Origin of the sequence: Streptomyces zagrosensis (genome assembly GCF_014203645.1) — a bacterium.
Lineage (GTDB): Bacteria > Actinomycetota > Actinomycetes > Streptomycetales > Streptomycetaceae > Streptomyces > Streptomyces zagrosensis.
The window spans coordinates 545,954-562,491 of the sequence record NZ_JACHJL010000001.1 but is presented as its reverse complement, the minus strand read 5'-3'; the positions used below and the strand labels follow the sequence as shown (position 1 = coordinate 562,491).

The following is a 16,538-nucleotide window of genomic DNA, read 5'->3' as shown; positions in this document are numbered from 1 at the left end:
CGAGCTCAATCCGCTACAACGCCTTCGTTCCCGGCATTTCGCCCCCGGTTATCCACAGGCGAGTGACGGAAAGCGGCAAGGGCGGCAAGAATGCGTAGGTGACATCACCCCTCGCCACTGTGAGGGGTGCGGTGTCGGCATTTGGGGTGGACCGGTCCGCATCATGGACGTGGTCTGGAGAACGGGCCGAGGAGGGCCGGGTGACGACCTATGACGAACGAGCGAGCCTCAGCGATCTGACCACCACAGCGGATCGGGTCCGCAGGTCGGTGGAGGGTGTGATCGAGGGCAAGCCCGAGGTCGTACGGCTTTCGCTGACCGTGCTGCTCGCCGAGGGACACCTGTTGATCGAGGATGTCCCAGGGGTGGGCAAGACGATGCTCGCCAAGGCGCTGGCGCGGTCCATCGACTGCTCAGTGCGCCGCATCCAATTCACGCCCGACCTGCTGCCTTCGGATATCACCGGAGTCAGCATCTATGACCAGCAGCGCAAGGAATTCGAGTTCAAGCCGGGTGCGATCTTCGCGCAGATCGTCATCGGCGACGAGATCAACCGCGCCTCGCCCAAGACCCAGTCCGCCCTCCTTGAGTCGATGGAGGAGCGCCAGGTCACCATGGACGGGCAAACCTACGAGCTGCCCGACCCCTTCATGGTCGTCGCCACCCAAAACCCGGTCGAGATGGAGGGCACGTACCCGCTGCCCGAGGCCCAGCGCGACCGTTTCATGGCCCGCGTGTCCATCGGCTATCCGCACCCCGAAGCGGAGCTGCAAATGCTCGATGTGCACGGCGGCGTGTCGCCCCTGGACGATATGCAGCCGGTGGCGCACGCACACGACATCATCAAGCTGGTCGATGCGGTGCGTACGGTGCACGTCTCCGAGCCGGTGCGGCGTTACGTAGTCGAACTGGTCGGCGCCACGCGGCACCACCCGGATCTGCGACTGGGCGCGTCGCCACGCGCCACGCTGCATCTGATGCGGGCCGCGAAGGCAGCGGCGGCGCTCAGCGGCCGGGAGTATGTGCTCCCCGACGACGTGCAGGCGCTGGCCATATCCGTCCTTGCGCACCGGTTGTTGCCCACGGCGCAGGCCCAGCTCAATCGGCGTACTGCGGATCAGGTCGTCGGCGAGATCCTGCACCGTACGCCGGTGCCTTCGCCGTACGGCCAGCAGCCTCCGGGCGCCCGGGGGGCGTGATGTCCGCCGGGGGGATGTCGGCGGAGCAGGACCCTAGTTTGGGGGGTGCGCGCGCGGCGCTCGCCGGGCTGACGACGCGCGGCAGGTCCTTTCTCGCCGCGGGCGTCGCCGCCGCGGTGTGCAGCTTTGTGCTGGGCCAGGCGGACCTGCTGCGGGTGGGGTTGCTGCTGACTGCGTTGCCGCTGGTGTGTGTCGCGGTGGTCTACCGCACCCGGTATCGGGTCTCGGGCAGTAGACGGCTCACCCCCGGCCGGGTCCCAGCGGGCTCCGAGGCCAGGGTGCACCTGCGCATCGACAATGTGTCTCGGCTGCCCACCGGCGTGCTGATGTTGCAGGACCGGGTGCCGTACGTGCTGGGCCCCCGGCCTCGGTTCGTGCTGGACCGGGTGGAGACGGGCGGTCAGCGCGAGGTGTCCTACCGGGTGCGCTCCGATTTGCGCGGGCGCTATCCGCTGGGACCGTTGCAGTTGCGGCTGACCGATCCGTTTGGCATGTGCGAGCTGACCCGTGCCTTCAGTAGTTACGACACGCTGACGGTGGTTCCCCGTGCGGAGCCGCTGCCCCCGGTGCGGCTCTCCGGTGAGGCCGCTGGGTACGGGGATGGCCGGCATCGCTCCCTGGCACTGGCCGGTGAGGACGATGTGATCCCCCGCGGCTACCGGCACGGTGATGATCTGCGCCGGGTGCACTGGCGCTCTACCGCACGCTACGGCGAGCTGATGGTGCGCCGCGAGGAACAGCCGCGGCGAGCCCGCTGCACGGTGCTCCTCGACACTCGCCGGACGGCGCATCGAGGCGCCGGGCCCGACTCTCCGTTCGAGTGGGCGGTATCGGGCGCGGCCTCGACCACGGTGCACCTGCTGGAGCGGGGGTACTCGGTGCGGCTGCTGACCGACACCGGCAGCTCGGTGCCCGGCCACGACGGCGCCGGAGGCTACGCCGGCTCCCACGACTCGGCGGACGCCGCCGGATTGATGCTGGACACTCTCTCCGTGGTGGAGCACTCCGACGGCGCCGGGTTTTCCCGCGCCCACGACGCGCTGCGCGGCGGGAACGAGGGGCTGCTCGTCGCCTTCCTGGGCGAGCTGGACGAGGAACAAGCGACCTTGGTGGCTCGCATGCGACAACGCAGCGGCGTGGCCGTGGCGTTCGTGCTGGACGGTGCCGCCTGGGCCCGTGGCGTGCACGGCCCACCGTCACAGCGGTTCGATGAGCGTCTGCGACTCCTACGAGACGCGGGGTGGACGGTGCTGCCCGTCGCCCCAGGCATGCCGCTGCCCGAGCTGTGGCGGCAGGCCGACCACTACCGCACGCAGCACGGCGGCATGTCGGCGCCGGGCGGCGCGAGCGGAGGCTGGGCATGAGCGGAAGCGCGCGACTGGCGCTGTGCGCGGCGCTGGCCACCTTGGCGGCGAGCTGCGCGATGCTGCCGCTGATCGATACGTCCGGCTGGCTCCTGCAAGCGACGTTACTGCTCGGCATCCAGACCTGTGTGGGCGTGCTGGCCCGGCGAGTGCCGTTGGCCCGCCTGGTGACCGTCGCGGCCCAGGCCCTGGTGGGGCTGCTGCTGCTGACCGTCTCATTCGCCCGTGGCCAAGCCATCGCGGGGGTGTTGCCGAGCCCGGCCGTCTTCCGCGAGTTGGGCCGGCTCATGTCCGAAGGCGTCGATGACGTCGGGCAGTACGCCATCCCCGCGCCCGGGACCACCGGCATCAAGCTGTTGCTCGTGGGTGGCGTCCTGGTGATCGGCCTGTGGGTGGACGCACTCGCGGTGACGTTCCGCAGCGCCGCGCCCGCCGGGTTGCCCTTGCTCGCGCTGTTCTCGATCGCAGCAGGCCTATCCGATGACGGAACGGACTGGCTGTGGTTCTTGGCAGCGGCGGCCGGCTATTTGTTGCTGCTGCTCGCCGAGGGCCGGGACCGGTTGTCGCAGTGGGGGCGCGTGTTCAGTGGCGGCGCCGGGCCGCGCGGGCAGGGACGGGCGTCTTCCGGTCTCGACGGAGCGGGCAGTACCTCGCTGTCCCCGGTGCGGACCGGACGCCGGATCAGTGTGCTCGCGCTCGGCATCGCGCTCGCCGTGCCGGCGATCCTCCCCTCACTGAACAGCGGGCTGCTCAATGACCAAACGAGCGGCGGCACGGCCGGCGACGGCACGGGCGGCACCATTTCCGCGGTCAATCCGCTGGTGTCCCTACAGAACAGCCTCAATCAGCCGGAGGACAAGGAGGTGCTGCGCTACCGCACCTCCGCTTCCGACACCCAGGACATGTACCTGCGCATCGTGGCACTCGATACGTTCGACGGTGCCGCGTGGAAGCCATCCGAGCGCCGAGTGCAGGACGTGCCGGATCAGTTGCCGACCCCGGTAGGGCTGCGCTCCGACGTGCGTACGGGCTCCGTAGACACGGTGATCAAGGCCGCCGACTGGTACGCACAGAACTGGCTTCCGCTCCCCTACCCCGCATCGACGGTGCGCATCGACGGACGCTGGCGCTTCGAGCCGGAAGGCCGCACGGTCGTCGGCGACCGAGGACAAAACACCCGCGGCGCGCAGTACGAAGTGTCCAGCCTGACCGTGCAGCCCACCGCCGCGCAGCTAGCGCAGGCCCCGGCACCCCCGGCACAGCTGCTGCGCGAATACACCCAGGTGCCCGACTCGCTGCCGTCGGTCGTGGCCAGCACGGCGGAGCAGGTGACCAAGGGCGCAGGCAACGCGTACGAACAAGCCGTGAAGTTGCAGAAATGGTTCTCCCTTGAGGGTGGTTTCCGCTACGACACCCAGGTAAAGGCGGGTAGCGGCAGCAAGGCGATCGCCAAGTTCCTTGAGCAGCGTGAGGGCTTCTGCGTCCACTTCTCGTTCTCGATGGCGGCAATGGCCAGGACGCTCGGTATCCCGGCCCGAGTCGCGGTCGGCTTTATGCCGGGCGCCGCTCAGACGGACGGCTCGATGTCGGTTGGCCTGCGGGACGCGCACGCCTGGCCCGAGTTGTACTTCGAGGGTGTCGGCTGGACTCGTTTCGAGCCCACGCCCAGCCGGGGCACGCAGCCCGACTACACCATCGATGAGACGCCATCCGAGGACGACCCGGCCGTGCCGCTGCCTCAGCCGACCAGCGCGGACGAGCCGTCCGCTCGCCCTTCGCCTTCCGAGAGCTGCACCGCCGACATGAAGCGACTCGGCGAGTGCGGTGGGCCGGCAGCCAGGGAGCCGGACGAAGACGACAAGGACAGTGGTACGCCCTGGGGCAAGATCACACTGATCAGCTCCGGTGCGTTGGCGGTGGTGGTGATCCCCCTGTTGCCGCTGCTCTGGCGAGTGCGGATACGGTCCCGCCGGCTGAGCGAAACGGCCGGGCGTACCCCGGAGGCCGCCGCGGCCCGCACGGTGGCCGCCTGGCAGGAGCTGCTGGACACCGGCTGGGACCACGGCATCCTCCCGGACGAGTCGCTCACCCCGCGCAAGGCGGCGGCCCGGATCGTCGAGGCGGGCTCGCTGGAGGGGCCACCGGCGGACGCGGCACACCGGGTGGCGGCGGCCGTGGAGGAGACCTGGTACGCCCCGCGGCCCCGACCTGTGGCGAGCCTGGCGGCGGACGTACGACTGGTGGCGACCGGGCTGCGCGACGCAGCCACCAAGCCCACCCGGCTGCGTGCCCTGCTGCTGCCTCGGTCGGCGTCGCGAGTGGCGACGGAGGTGTCTCATCGCGGGTCCGTGCTGATCAACCGGTGGCATGACTCCGCCTGGCAGCGAAAGCTCACTAGCCTGCGCTTCCCGGGACGCCAGCGCGGCTGAGCCTCGATTGAGCGGGCGCGTCGCGCCCGCACCCGCGCCCGCACCCGCACCCGCACCCGCGGGGATGGTCCATCGGGCCTCGTGCACTCGTCACGCTGTGACTCGTCGCCCCCGCACCCGCGGGGTGTCCTCTCCTGGGGCGGCGGCCCACCTCTTGGCGCCGCTGTCGCCGCCGCCTTCTCGGGGCGGCGCGCTGCGGGTGCGCTCCCTGGGTATTCGGTGCGCCTGTCCGTCGCGGCCTGTACGGGGAGCCCGCACGGGTCTGCCCGCGCCGTAGCCGAGGTGGGCGAGGCCGGGGACGGCGAAGCTCGCCGCTACACCATGACAAAAGAGCTATGAGCGGAGCGTCACTCGTAAGTGACGCTCCGCTCATAGCTCTTACCGTTAGACGGCCTTCAATGAGTCGTCAAGCAGCCTCAACCTAAGTCCTACACCGTGCGCGGTTTTCGTCGTCCAGGACAACCACGCCTTGGCATGTGTGGAATCCAGCGAACTCCTAGTGCCCCTGCTCATCGCGGCGACGCTGCCACCGCTCCTCGATTCGGTTCATCATCGAACGGCGCTGATGACGGCTTGGCCTGCGCGATGCTGCTGCCCCGCCGTCTCCTGTTCCCTGGGTCTGGGCCTGGGCCTGCTCACCTGGCTTGGGTGCCTTACGCCAACCGGTCACGGCCAGAACGGCGCATCCCAGCATGACGAGGAACCCCACAACGCTGATCCAGATCTGCTGGGCGACCATCCCAGCCATCAAGAGCGCGATGCCCACCAAAAAACCCGCGACCGCCTGGTAGACCCGGCGACGGGTGTATGTGCGCAGGCCGCTACCCTCAAGCGCTGTCGCGAATTTGGGATCTTCGGCGTACAGCGCTCGCTCCATCTGCTCGAGCATGCGCTGCTCGTGCTCCGAGAGCGGCACGGAGTCCTCCTACTCGTCGGTCGCGGGGGGCGACCGGGGTGCGACCCTTCCAGGATAGGCAGGGAATCGCCCCCGTGAAACCCGCCCCTCTGCGCCAATTCACCCACCAGTACCGCAGTGGTGCCTGATGGCTCTGAGACGTCCATTCCCCACCCACCGACCCGCCATGCCGGACCGTGTGCCTTCGATCATACGGTGGGAACGAGCTGATCGGGTGGCCTGTGGCCGACTGCACGCCGCTCTGGCGGCCGTTGCCACGCGCTAGTCCACGCGAGTGACGGGTGGGACGGGGATCACTGCCGCTCGGCCAGTACGTGCAACTGGGTGGCGACAGAGTGGAACGCGGGCTGCTCAGCCGCCGCGGCCTCCAGCCGCAGCAGCGCGTCCATGGCCCCCGGTTCGGTGTCCACCAGGACGCCCGGGACCAGGTCAGCGAAGACGCGCACGCCGTGTACGGCACTCACGCGCAGCCCCGCCGCCGTCACCAGCTCGGACAGTTGGTCGGCCGTGAAGCGCCGCGGCACCGGGTCGCCCTCGCCCCAGCGGCCCGCCGGGTCAGTGAGCACCTGCCGGGCCTCCACGAAGTGCCCGGCCAGCGCGCGGGCGAGCACCGCCCCGCCGAGCCCGGCGGCGAGCAGGCTGAGCACGCCCGCGGGCCGCAGTGCTGCGACGGCGTTGCGTACGCCTTCGGCCGGGTCGTCCATGTACTCCAAGACGCCGTGGCAGAGCACCACGTCGTATCCATCGCGGTTCACCACGTCGAACAGGCCGTGGGCGTCGCCCTGCACACCGCGTACCCGATCGGCCACACCGGCCTCGGCGGCCCGGCGCTCCAAGGCGAACAGCGCGTTGGGGCTGGGGTCAACGACCGTGACCCGGTGTCCCAGACGGGCGACGGGAACCGCAAAGTTGCCGGTCCCGCCGCCGGTGTCCAAGACGTCTAGGGCAGTGTGATCGAGGTGATCGAGGTGGTGGTCGGGGTGGTCTGGGTGGTCGGGGCTGCCGGTGTGGACGGGGTGGCCTACCGTGCTCGCGCCGTCCTGGCCCGCGGCCTTGACCCGGCGATCCAGGGCGCCCCGCAGGACCTCCCAGACCACGGCAGTACGAAGAGACGCACGGGGGCGCAACGGGTCTGACACAGCGGGTGGCTCCTCGGCGCGGTGCCGACACGGCCTGCGGCGGTGTCGGCGAGAAACTGACGTCGTAGAACCCCAGCCTATTGCCTCCGATGCGGTGACCGGTCGCGTGGTGTGGGTCGGCCGCGTCAGCCTCCCGCCGCGTCGTCGCGTGGCGCGTCGTCGCGTGGCGCCTGCCGGGGCAGCACGGGTTGCAGCACCAGCATGCGCTCCACTATGCGCAGGAACATGCCGGCGTCCCGCAGCAGGTCGTCCGCGTCTCGGTCGCTGGCCGCGCCGTGTATGCCTGCCTCGGCCCGCGCCCTGCGGCCGGCGCCAGAGGCGAACAGCGCGCTCCACTCGGTCAGTTCCGGCATCACCTCGGGCAGCACCTCCCACGCGCTGCGGATGCGCTGGCGTCGCCGTGGGCTGGTTTCGGGACGGCCATGGACGGCGAGCACGGCGGCAGCCGTGCGCAGGGCGGCCAGATGCGCAGTGGCGAAGCGCTCGTTGGGCGCCGCCAGCACGGCGGCCTCTTCCAGTCCCTGATGGGCCTGGGTGAGCAGGTCGAGGGCCGCGGGCGGGGCTGTGGCACGGCGGAGTACGGGGTGGACATCGCTCGCGGGACCGGTCAACGAAGGGGCAGCGGCGGCATGGTGCCGTCGTGCGGCGGCGGTACTGGCCATGACGAACCTCCTGTCGTCGTCGGGCGGTCCGTCATGTGGTAATGGGACCGCCTTATGTGCCCATCGTGGGGCACACCACTGACAATCGGCTCTGACCTGCGTTAACGCCGATAGCACAGCGGGCGGCAGGGCGCCGACGCGGCACGCTGACCACACCGCGAAAGCCGCTGCTGCCACGTCGGTTCGGGAGTGGTCCAGGCCGTCTTCGGCAGCGCACCGAACCAGCACCCACCACATCGAGCCGATTCCCACAGCAGAGCCACGGCCGCGACCCACGCCCGTCAATCCGAGCTCCACATTCCGAGCTCCGAACCCCCCGACTGGTGTGACGACGGCTGGTCCGTGCATACTTTTTAGACTGACCAGTCAGCCTAAAAGGAGTCTCGTGAACCAATCTCCTCGTCCTGCCGGGGAGGCACACTCCCCGCCCGGGGCGGCCGTCATGACCCAGGGGCTGGGCGTGCGCGGCCCGCGCGGCTGGGCGTTCAGCGACATCAACATCACTGCGGCGCCCGGCGCGCTGATCGCCGTCGTGGGCCCGTCCGGCACTGGGCGCACCTGCCTGCTGCTCGCGCTCACCGGCCGCATGCGCATCACCGCCGGGCTGGCCGAAGTGGGTGAGTACCGGCTGCCGCGGCAGATGACAGCCGTGCGCCGCAGCACCGGGCTCGGCCCCGTGCCCGGCGTATCGGATCTCGAACCGGCGCTCACCGTCGCCGAGCAGCTACGCGAACGGGCCCTACTCGCCCGCCGGTTCGGCGGCTCCCTGCGTGGGCTGCTCCGACCGCGCGCCGAGCGTGCGGCCGACTCCCGCGCGCGGATCGACAACGCGTTGAGCCGTGCCGGTCTTGACCTGGACACGCTACCGAAGGGGCCGCGCACGGCCGTGCGCGATCTGGAGCGCCTTGAGGCCCTACGGCTCTCGGTCGCCCTCGCGCTGATCGGCTGCCCCCGGCTACTGGCCGTCGATGACGCCGACCTCAAGCTGTCGGCGGCCGACCAGGCCCGCGCCTGGTCGATGCTGCGCGGCATCGCCGATGGCGGGACCACAGTTCTCGCCGTATGCAGCGAACCGCCGCAGGGTGCCGTGGTGGTCACCACTAGGCGGGCCGACCGCCCGCGAGAGGCCAGCGGGCTCAACGCAACCAGCACAACCAGCGCAGCCAGCACAACCAGCGGGCCCGGTGAGCTCGACGGGGCCAGGAAATCCAGCCAGACCAGCAAGACCCGTAAGACCCGCCAGGACCGCACGGCACATGAGCACGAGGAAGGGGCGCCGGATGCGATCGCCGAAGCTGGCCGCGCTTGAGCTGAAGCGATTCGGTCGGGGCAAGCTGCCGCGGGCCGCCCTCGCCGCGATACTGCTGCTTCCCCTGCTGTACGGCGCGCTGTACCTGTGGTCCTTCTGGGACCCGTACGACCGTCTGGACAAGATTCCGGTCGCGCTCGTCAACGCCGACAAGGGCGCCACGGTAGGCGGCGAGAAAATGGTCGTCGGCGACGAACTCGTCAAGGGACTACGGGACAGCAACACGTTCGAGTGGCACGAAACCACCGCCGAGCAGGCACGCAAAGGGGTCGAGAAGGGCACGTACTATCTGTCGCTGACCGTCCCCTCCCACTTCAGTAATCAGATCGCCTCAAGTTCCGGTGATGCGCCGGAGACCGGTGCGCTGAAGGTGCGTACGAACGACGCCAACAACTACATCGTCGGACAGATCTCCCGCACCGTGTTCTCCGAGGTGCGCGCCGCCGCCTCCAGCAAGGCGTCGCGCGGCTTCTACGACAAGATCTTTGTGAGCTTCTCCGACATCCATGGAAAGACGGCGGAAGCGGCCAAGGGTGCCGACAAGCTCGGCGACGGGATCGGCAAGGCGAAGGACGGCGCCGACAAGATCCACAAGGGGCTCGACAAGGCCGAGAAGGGCAGCAAGTCCCTCAGCGGCGGGGTGACGAAGCTCCACACCGGCTCGGGCCGGTTGAAGACGGGTGCGGGCGACGTCGCCGAGGGCACCCAGCAGCTCGCCGACAAGGTCAACGGTGCCTACCGCGACAACGCGAACGCCCGCCGCTTCCTCACGGAGCACGGCAAGGACATCGGCGACGCCTCCCAACTCGTCGCCGACGCCTCGCGGCGCATCGGCGGCGACCTCGACACGCTGCCCGCGTCCACCACCACCGCCGCGACCAAGGCCCGGACGGCGGCCGATGATCTCGCCGCCGAGCACCGGAGCCGCTGTACGGGGCTCACGCCGCCGACGAGCGGCCCGACCGGTGGCGCCGGCCCTAGCCAGGGCCCGGGAACCGCTAGCCCCAAGGACACCACTGGCCCCAGTGACCCCGCTGGTCCTCACAACGGCAGTAGCGCGAGCGCCCCGGGCGCCGGTCGGACCGCCCCCGGCGCGCGGTCGGGCGCACCCGAGGCGAACGCCTCGCTGCCCGCGCCCGTGTGCGACTCCCTCAACAAGGCCGTGGACGCCGCCGACAGCGCCGCCGACGTGGCGGAGGACCTCGACACTCTGGTGCACAAGAACACCGATGGTCTGGACAAGCTCGCCCGCGACCTAGACGACGTGCACGACAAGGCCGCCTGGCTGGCGCAGCACGCCCCGAACCTGAGCAGGGACATCGACGCGGCCGTAACCAAGATCAACGCGCTCAACGCGGGCGCGCACAAGGTCGCCGCCGGCGCCGGGCAACTGCACGGCGGTCTCAGCACCGCCAAAACCGGCGCCTCGTCCCTGCACACCGGCGTTGATGACCTGCACACCGGAGCGGGCAGCCTCGACGGGGGCCTGTTCAAGCTCGTGGACGGCTCAGGGAAGCTGTCCGGCGGGCTGCATGACGGCGTCAAGAAGATCCCCGACTACGGGAAGCAAGAGCGGGACGCTCGTACCGAGGTCATGGCCGACCCCGTACAGCTCGCCTCCCAGTCGATGCACGCGGCACCCAACTACGGCACCGGGTTCGCCCCGTACTTCATCCCACTTTCCCTGTGGGTCGGCGCGATGGTGGCGTACATGCTCATCCAGCCGCTCAACCGGCGCGCGCTGGCCGCCGGGGCGTCACCGCTGCGGATCACGCTAGCGGGCTGGCTGCCGGTCGCGGCGATCGGTGCCGTGCAGACGATGGTGTTGATGTCCGTGCTGCACTGGGGCCTTGGCCTGGAGATGGCTCGCGCCGCGGGCACCGTGGGCTTCCTGCTCCTGGTCACCTGTTGCTTCGCTGCGATCGTGCAGTGGTTGAACGCGCGCTTCGGGCCCGCCGGACGCATTCTCGTCCTCGCGCTGCTGATGCTTCAGTTGACGTCGGCCGGCGGTACCTATCCGGTGCAGACCAGCCCGGCGTTCTTCAACGCCCTGCATCCGCTGCTGCCGATGAGCTACATCGTGGAGGCGCTCCGCAGGCTGATCACCGGCGGCGGGCTGGAACCGGTATGGCAGGGCAGTGTGGTCCTGCTGGCCTTCACCGTGGGCGCGCTGGCCCTGACGACCGTGTCGGCCCGCCGCAAGCAGGTGTGGTCCATCGACCGGCTGCACCCGGAGCTCACCCTGTGAGCGGCGCGAACCGCCGACCCGCGCCGACAGGCAGAATCGGGGGCATGGACACCAGCGCCGCGCCCGCATCACGAACACCCGCGGGATCGCCCGCCGACAACCGCAGGCAGGCCACCCGGCGCAAACTCTTCGAAGCCGCCGTCACGCTCATCGCGGAACAGGGCTTCTCCTCCACCACGGTGGACGAGATTGCCGAGCGGGCAGGCGTTGCCAAGGGCACCGTCTACTACAACTTCGCCAGTAAGTCGGTGCTGTTCGAGGAGTTGCTGCGGCACGGCATCGAACTGCTGCGAGACGCGCTCCAGGAGGCTGCCGACGAGGTGGCCGCGCGCGGCGGCAGCAGCGTTGCCGCACTCGACGCGATGATCCGCTCCGGACTCGTCTTCATCGACGGCTATCCGGCGCTGACCCAGCTCTACGCCGCCGAGTTGTGGCGCACCAACCGCGCCTGGCAGTCCACGCTGATGGTGGTACGCGCCAAGGTACTGGCCGTGATCGAGTCCGTACTGCACGACGGGGTGGCCAAGGACGAACTGAGCGCGGAAATCGACATCGGCCTGACGGCGTCGGCCCTGTTCGGGATGGTGTTGGTGGCGGCCCTTGACTGGAAGTCCTATCAGCCCCAGCGCTCGCTCGACGATGTGCACGCCGCGCTCTCCCTGCTGATCCAGGGGCGAGTGAGCGGCAACCGCGCGACGGGCCCGGCCCCGGCTTCGTAGCGGCGCACGGGGGAGCGGCGTGCGGGGGCGGCGTGCGGGGGCGCGAGGCTACGCCGTGGTGCGGGCTCTGCGCGCCGGCTCGACAACGGAGAAGGCGCTGTTCTGGCGTTGATCGATCCCCCTCGACCGACCCCAGAACAGCGCCTCCCCCTACGCCCCCGCGGCTCCCCCGAACCCCGCCCCCGTACCCCGTGCTCCCCCGTGCCCCCGTCATCCCCCGTGCCCCAGTTGCCCGAGGCTCCCCCGCTGTCGGGCTCCCCCGAACCAACCCGCCCCCCGTCACGGCCGGGCCGCCGCGCCGTTCCGCCGCCCCGTGTCGGCGGTGCGGCGCCAGCGCCCCTTCCGTGCCCCTCACTCTTCCGTCTTCCCAGGCCGGGCCCCATCCGCGCGGCTACTCATCTGTGCGCCTAGGTAGAGGTACTCAGGCTGTGAGTGGCGGCGCCCAGCCGCAGCCGCGACCGGGCGGCAGCGTTGTTAGACGCAGCCGGGCGGCGGCCTTGTCAGTGGTGGCGGATAAAGTCGTTGGCATGGCACGGATTGCGGTGATCGGCGCGGGGATGGGCGCGATGGCAGCCGCCGCCAGGCTGGCCGTCGCGGGCCACCGGGTGGCGGTGTACGAGCGTGGGCGAACTCACGGCGGCGGCGTGGGCCGTCGTGAGCGGGACGGGTTCGCCTTTGACACCGGCCCCGGGTTGCTGCATCTGCCCGCCGTCTACCGCGATCTGTTCGTCAAGACCGGCAAGGAGACGCTGGAGCAGTGCGTCGATTTGCGGCAGGTCGATCCGGCCGCTGCCCACATCTTCCCCGGCGGGGCGCGGGTCGCCCTGCCGAACGCCTCCCGAGCCGGGGTGGTCAGTGCGCTCGACGCCGCGCTTGGCACGGGTGCGGGTGAGCGGTGGAGCGAGCTGATCAACCGCGCACGCGAGGTATGGGATGCCACCCGGCGGCCCCTGCTTGAGGAGCCGTTGCGCGCCGACGTGGCATCGCTGGCCGATGACCCGTATCCGGCACTGCGGCGCGGCTGGTTTCCGCGTGGCGGCCCGGCCCCGCTAGCCAAGGTTGCCCGGCGTGAGCTGGCCGACCCGCGGCTTGCCGCACTCTTGGAGAGTCACGCCCTGGCGTACGGCCTCGATCCGCGGCACGCGCCCGCCAGCGCAAGCGTGCTCGCCTATATGGAGCAGACCTTCGGCAGTTGGTACGCACGGGGCGGGATGCGGGCTTTGGCCAACGCGCTCTACGAACGCTGTCTGGCCCGCAGGGTGGAGTTCGCCTTCGACGCGGAGGCCGTGGCCGTGCGTACCAAGGGGGGCCGGGCCGCGGGCGTTGAGTTGGCGAACGGCTCGGTGATCGATGCGGACCTGGTGGTCGCCGGGGTGAGCCCGGCGCGGCTGGAGCACCTGCTTGCGGCGGGCGCCACCGTGGCCGACCCCGCCCTCGCCGCTACCGGTCCTGCTGCGGGAGCTGGCGTCAGCGGCGCGAGCGCGGGCCGCCCCGGCCCGGGTCGGGAGCAGGCGCCGCTCGGCCGGTTTTCGGTGTTCCTCGCGCTGCGCGGCGCCAGGCCCGCCGGAGCGGCGCACCGCACGGTCGTGCACTCGGCGGACCGCGACGGGGAGTACGCGGCGCTGTTCCCGGCGCTGCCCGGACGCAGCCGGCCGGGCAGCGCCGAGCGGGCAGCGCCCGGCGCAGGGGTGGCAGAGCAGCCGACGGTGACCGTGTTGCGCCCCGATGACCTGGAACTGGTGCCGGACGGCGATCACGAGGCGGTGACCCTCACCGCTGCCGCGCGCCCGCATGGCGCGGTGGACTGGGCCCGCTCTGCGTCATGCACCGCGCTGGCCGAGGAAGCTGCGGACCGGCTGGTCACGGCCGCCGAGGTGGCGGTACCGGGCCTACGGGACCGGCTGCTGTGGCGCGAGATACGCACCCCGTACGACACTGCCCAGGACACGGGCGCGGCGACCGGCGGCGTGCCGGGCCCTGCCCTCGCGGGCGCCGGCGGACAGTTCCTGGCACCGACGAACCTGAGCCGGCTGCCGGGGCTGTATGTGGTGGGCGGTTGGGCGCATCCGGGCGGCGGCCTCGCGCACGCCGGCATGTCGGGCGCTATGGTCGCCGGCCTGATCATCGATGGCGCGGACTGGCGCGGCTCTCAATAGCGGTATTGCTCGTCGTGGCCTGTGTCGCGGTAGTCCGGGTCGTACGGATAGGGCTGCGGTTGCCCGGCGGGCGGAGCCCCCGGTGGCATCTCGCCGTCGCGCTGCTGCGGCACCCACACGCCGTCCGACGGAGTCTGCGGATACTGTTGCGGCGCTCCATAGCCATCGGCCGGATAGCCGCCCTGGCCATAGCCGTCGCTGCCCGGATCGCCGATGTCATAGCCCGCGCCATAGCCGCCGCCTGGGTCTCCTGCGTATCCCGGTCCGGCGAACTCCTGCCCGGAATAGCTCGGCTCGGCGAGCTGCGGCTCGGGGTAGCCGCCGCCGTCAGGAACGCCCTGGCCGTCGTAGCCGGCTTGGGGGTAACCGTCTGGGGGGAAGCCGGCTGCGGCGTAACCGTCCTGGGCGGGTGCCGGCGGCTGACCGTAGGGATCGTAGGGGCCCGGCGTGTTCAGGGCGTCCTGACCGTAGGCGTCGAGCGGATGGCTGGTGTAGGCGTAGGGGTCGTCGGTGGGCGGCGGGGCGCTGCCGTAGGACTGCTCGGAGTTGCCGGCGTAGCCCCCCGCGCCGTAACCGTAGGCGTCCCCGGCATGACCGTCACCGCCCGGCGGATAGCCGTGCTGGCCGTCGCTGGCGTCTTGCCCTGCGTATCCCGCGTACGCCTCGAACCCACCGGCTGCGTCCGCTGCACCGCCGTCGCCGCCTGGGGCTTGGCCGCCCTGGGCGCTGGGTGTTCCGTGCGCGGCGTCCGGAGCACCGGGGGCGGAGGCGCCCGGAGCACCGGCTGCGCTGTATATGCCGTAGCCGTCGGTGTCGTCAGGTAGCGGCTGCGGCTGGTAGGTGGGCACGGGCTGGGTGACGAGCGGGGCGGCGGCCGGGGGCGGCAGCGCGTCCGGTTCCGCTTGTAGATCGGAGACCCGCAGCGTGGGCTTGGCGGCCGGGGCCGCGGCGCCCCTACGTCGCTTGCTGCCGCCGCTGCCCCGGCCGCTGTTGCTGTTGCTGTTGCTGTCAGGACCACCGCGCAACGACCAACCGGTGGCGAAACCACGTCGGAAGGACAGCGTGACGTAGGTCTGCCCGACCGCGAAGGCCGCCGCACCCGCCGCGATGACGAGCACCGAGGGAAGCACGACGCCCACCACGACGCAGAGGAAGCCGCCAAAGGCCAACAGCCGCCAGCGCAACCGGGCCTTGTACTGGAGCAGTACCTCACCGAGCAACCACAGTGCGACGACGCCGAATGCGCAGTAGAGGACCGCCCAGCCCATGTCCGCCCCTCTCGTCCGGCCGCAGAGGTCCGGCCGTCACCGCCGTCAGGACCGTTGGTGCAGCCCCAGGTTCTCGTAGATCTCAAGCGTGGCCGTGGAGTGATTCAGGGTGATGAAGTGCAGCCCGGGGATCTCTTCGGCCGTCAACCGCGCGCACAGCTCAGTGGCGTAGTCGATTCCGATTGAGCGTACAGCCGCTGGATCGTCCTTGACCGCCAGGATGCGAGACGCAAGTTCGGGCGGGAAAGCGGCGTTGCTCAACTGCGCGAAGCGCTCGATCTGCCGAACGTTAGTGACCGGCATGATCTCGGGGATGATTGGGGTCGAACAGCCCGCTGCCGCGACCCGGTCCCGCAACCGCAGATAGTCCTCCGGATAGAAGAACATCTGGGTGATCGCGAAGTCGGCGCCCGCGCGGCACTTGGCGACGAAGTGCCGGACGTCGGCGTCCCAGTCTTGTGAGCGCGGGTGCATCTCGGGGAACGCCGCGACGCCGACGCAGAAGTCGCCGGACTCCTTGATCAGCTCGACGAGTTCGGCGGCGTAGCCGATGCCCTCGGGGTGGCGCACCCACTCGCCCATCGGATCGCCGGGCGGGTCGCCGCGCACCGCGAGCATGTTGCGGATACCCGCGTCGGCGTATTGGCCAATCACATTGCGTAGCTCGGACAGCGAGTGGTTAACGGCGGTGAGATGGGCGACCGGGGTGAGAGTAGTGTCCGTGGCAATGCGCTCCGTCGCACGCACGGTGCCCTCGCGCGACGAGCCTCCTGCACCGTAGGTGACAGAGACAAAGGTGGGCGCAACGGCCTCAATGCGGCGAATGGCATTCCACAGGGTTCGCTCGCCCTTCTCAGTCTTCGGGGCCGAGAACTCAAAAGAATAGGACTGTTCGCCGGAAGCGAGCAGGTCGCGCACGGTACGGGCGTGGTCGGTCCGGGTGGACGCTGTGCCTAGGGCCATACCAGCAGGTTATCCAGCCGATCGGCGGGCCCCCAACCTTCCGTTGCGATATGTCCGCTAGGCCCGGATCGATGTCCAGCTTTCGGACAACGACCCGGGGTTCGTTGGCGCGGCTGCGCTCTCGGAGCAGGCCACTTTCTCAGCGCAGGCCGCTTCGCTCACCCGA

The 16,538-nt window shown here is 70.4% G+C and carries 12 protein-coding genes; 7 read left to right on the top strand and 5 right to left on the bottom strand.

Going from position 1 to position 16,538, the window contains the following annotated elements; all coding sequences use genetic code 11:
- Nucleotides 1–200 precede the first annotated feature (200 nt).
- From FHS42_RS02380 to FHS42_RS02370, 3 genes are read left to right on the top strand one after another with little or no spacing between them, the layout of a single operon-like run.
- Nucleotides 201–1,199, top strand: a complete 999-nt coding sequence (locus FHS42_RS02380; protein ID WP_184568776.1) for an AAA family ATPase — start codon at nt 201–203, stop codon at nt 1,197–1,199.
- Nucleotides 1,199–2,563 carry a DUF58 domain-containing protein gene (locus tag FHS42_RS02375; protein ID WP_184568775.1) on the top strand — a complete coding sequence of 455 codons (1,365 nt, stop codon included), beginning with the start codon at nt 1,199–1,201 and terminating at the stop codon, nt 2,561–2,563. Before FHS42_RS02380 ends, FHS42_RS02375 begins: the two co-directional genes overlap by 1 nt.
- Entirely contained in the window at nt 2,560–4,992 is a 2,433-nt protein-coding gene (locus tag FHS42_RS02370) for a transglutaminase TgpA family protein (RefSeq protein ID WP_184568774.1), read from the top strand. Before FHS42_RS02375 ends, FHS42_RS02370 begins: the two co-directional genes overlap by 4 nt.
- Nucleotides 4,993–5,488: 496 nt before the next feature.
- On the opposite strand, the gene FHS42_RS02365 is transcribed toward FHS42_RS02370, so the two are convergent.
- The 3 genes from FHS42_RS02365 to FHS42_RS02355 all read right to left on the bottom strand — a co-directional run bounded on the left by FHS42_RS02365 (nt 5,489) and on the right by FHS42_RS02355 (nt 7,709).
- Complete coding sequence (locus tag FHS42_RS02365; protein ID WP_184568773.1) at nt 5,489–5,908, bottom strand: SCO2097 family morphological protein; 420 nt, start codon at nt 5,906–5,908, stop codon at nt 5,489–5,491.
- Between the two features lie 293 nt (nt 5,909–6,201).
- Nucleotides 6,202–7,047, bottom strand: a complete 846-nt coding sequence (locus FHS42_RS02360; protein WP_184568772.1) for a class I SAM-dependent methyltransferase — start codon at nt 7,045–7,047, stop codon at nt 6,202–6,204.
- Between the two features lie 125 nt (nt 7,048–7,172).
- On the bottom strand, nt 7,173–7,709 hold the full coding sequence (locus FHS42_RS02355; RefSeq protein WP_184568771.1) for an SAV_6107 family HEPN domain-containing protein: 537 nt from the start codon (nt 7,707–7,709) through the stop codon (nt 7,173–7,175).
- Nucleotides 7,710–8,151: 442 nt separating this feature from the next.
- Between FHS42_RS02355 and FHS42_RS02350 the strand changes: the two genes are divergently transcribed.
- The 4 genes from FHS42_RS02350 to FHS42_RS02335 all read left to right on the top strand — a co-directional run bounded on the left by FHS42_RS02350 (nt 8,152) and on the right by FHS42_RS02335 (nt 14,141).
- Entirely contained in the window at nt 8,152–9,018 is an 867-nt protein-coding gene (locus FHS42_RS02350; protein WP_184569054.1) for an ATP-binding cassette domain-containing protein, read from the top strand.
- The gene (locus tag FHS42_RS02345) at nt 8,990–11,266 is read left to right on the top strand and encodes a YhgE/Pip family protein (protein WP_184568770.1); all 2,277 of its coding nucleotides are present in this window, start codon (nt 8,990–8,992) and stop codon (nt 11,264–11,266) included. The genes FHS42_RS02350 and FHS42_RS02345 overlap by 29 nt, the downstream gene beginning before the upstream one ends.
- A 44-nt stretch (nt 11,267–11,310) precedes the next feature.
- Complete coding sequence (locus tag FHS42_RS02340) at nt 11,311–11,985, top strand: TetR/AcrR family transcriptional regulator (protein ID WP_184568769.1); 675 nt, start codon at nt 11,311–11,313, stop codon at nt 11,983–11,985.
- A 527-nt stretch (nt 11,986–12,512) separates the two neighbouring features.
- Nucleotides 12,513–14,141 (top strand): phytoene desaturase family protein, encoded by a 1,629-nt coding sequence (locus FHS42_RS02335; protein WP_184568768.1) that lies wholly within the window; start codon nt 12,513–12,515, stop codon nt 14,139–14,141.
- Here the strand turns inward: FHS42_RS02335 and FHS42_RS36530 are convergent.
- Both FHS42_RS36530 and metF read right to left on the bottom strand, forming a co-directional pair.
- On the bottom strand, nt 14,135–15,409 hold the full coding sequence (locus FHS42_RS36530) for a hypothetical protein (RefSeq protein ID WP_246494108.1): 1,275 nt from the start codon (nt 15,407–15,409) through the stop codon (nt 14,135–14,137). The genes FHS42_RS02335 and FHS42_RS36530 overlap by 7 nt on opposite strands.
- 45 nt (nt 15,410–15,454) lie before the next feature.
- Nucleotides 15,455–16,372: a methylenetetrahydrofolate reductase [NAD(P)H] gene (gene metF, locus FHS42_RS02325; protein ID WP_184568767.1), complete on the bottom strand. Its 918-nt coding sequence runs from the start codon at nt 16,370–16,372 to the stop codon at nt 15,455–15,457.
- Between the last annotated feature and the right edge of the window lie 166 nt (nt 16,373–16,538).

Bases quoted from the DNA above. Each gene is read 5' to 3' on its own strand.
- FHS42_RS02335 (WP_184568768.1), top strand. From the start codon at position 12,513: ATGGCACGGATTGCGGTGATCGGCGCGGGGATGGGCGCGATGGCAGCC.
- FHS42_RS02370 (WP_184568774.1), top strand. From the start codon at position 2,560: ATGAGCGGAAGCGCGCGACTGGCGCTGTGCGCGGCGCTGGCCACCTTG.
- FHS42_RS02355 (WP_184568771.1), bottom strand. From the start codon at position 7,709: ATGGCCAGTACCGCCGCCGCACGACGGCACCATGCCGCCGCTGCCCCT.
- metF (WP_184568767.1), bottom strand. From the start codon at position 16,372: ATGGCCCTAGGCACAGCGTCCACCCGGACCGACCACGCCCGTACCGTG.
- FHS42_RS02345 (WP_184568770.1), top strand. From the start codon at position 8,990: ATGCGATCGCCGAAGCTGGCCGCGCTTGAGCTGAAGCGATTCGGTCGG.
- FHS42_RS02340 (WP_184568769.1), top strand. From the start codon at position 11,311: ATGGACACCAGCGCCGCGCCCGCATCACGAACACCCGCGGGATCGCCC.
- FHS42_RS36530 (WP_246494108.1), bottom strand. From the start codon at position 15,409: ATGGGCTGGGCGGTCCTCTACTGCGCATTCGGCGTCGTCGCACTGTGG.
- FHS42_RS02350 (WP_184569054.1), top strand. From the start codon at position 8,152: ATGACCCAGGGGCTGGGCGTGCGCGGCCCGCGCGGCTGGGCGTTCAGC.
- FHS42_RS02375 (WP_184568775.1), top strand. From the start codon at position 1,199: ATGTCCGCCGGGGGGATGTCGGCGGAGCAGGACCCTAGTTTGGGGGGT.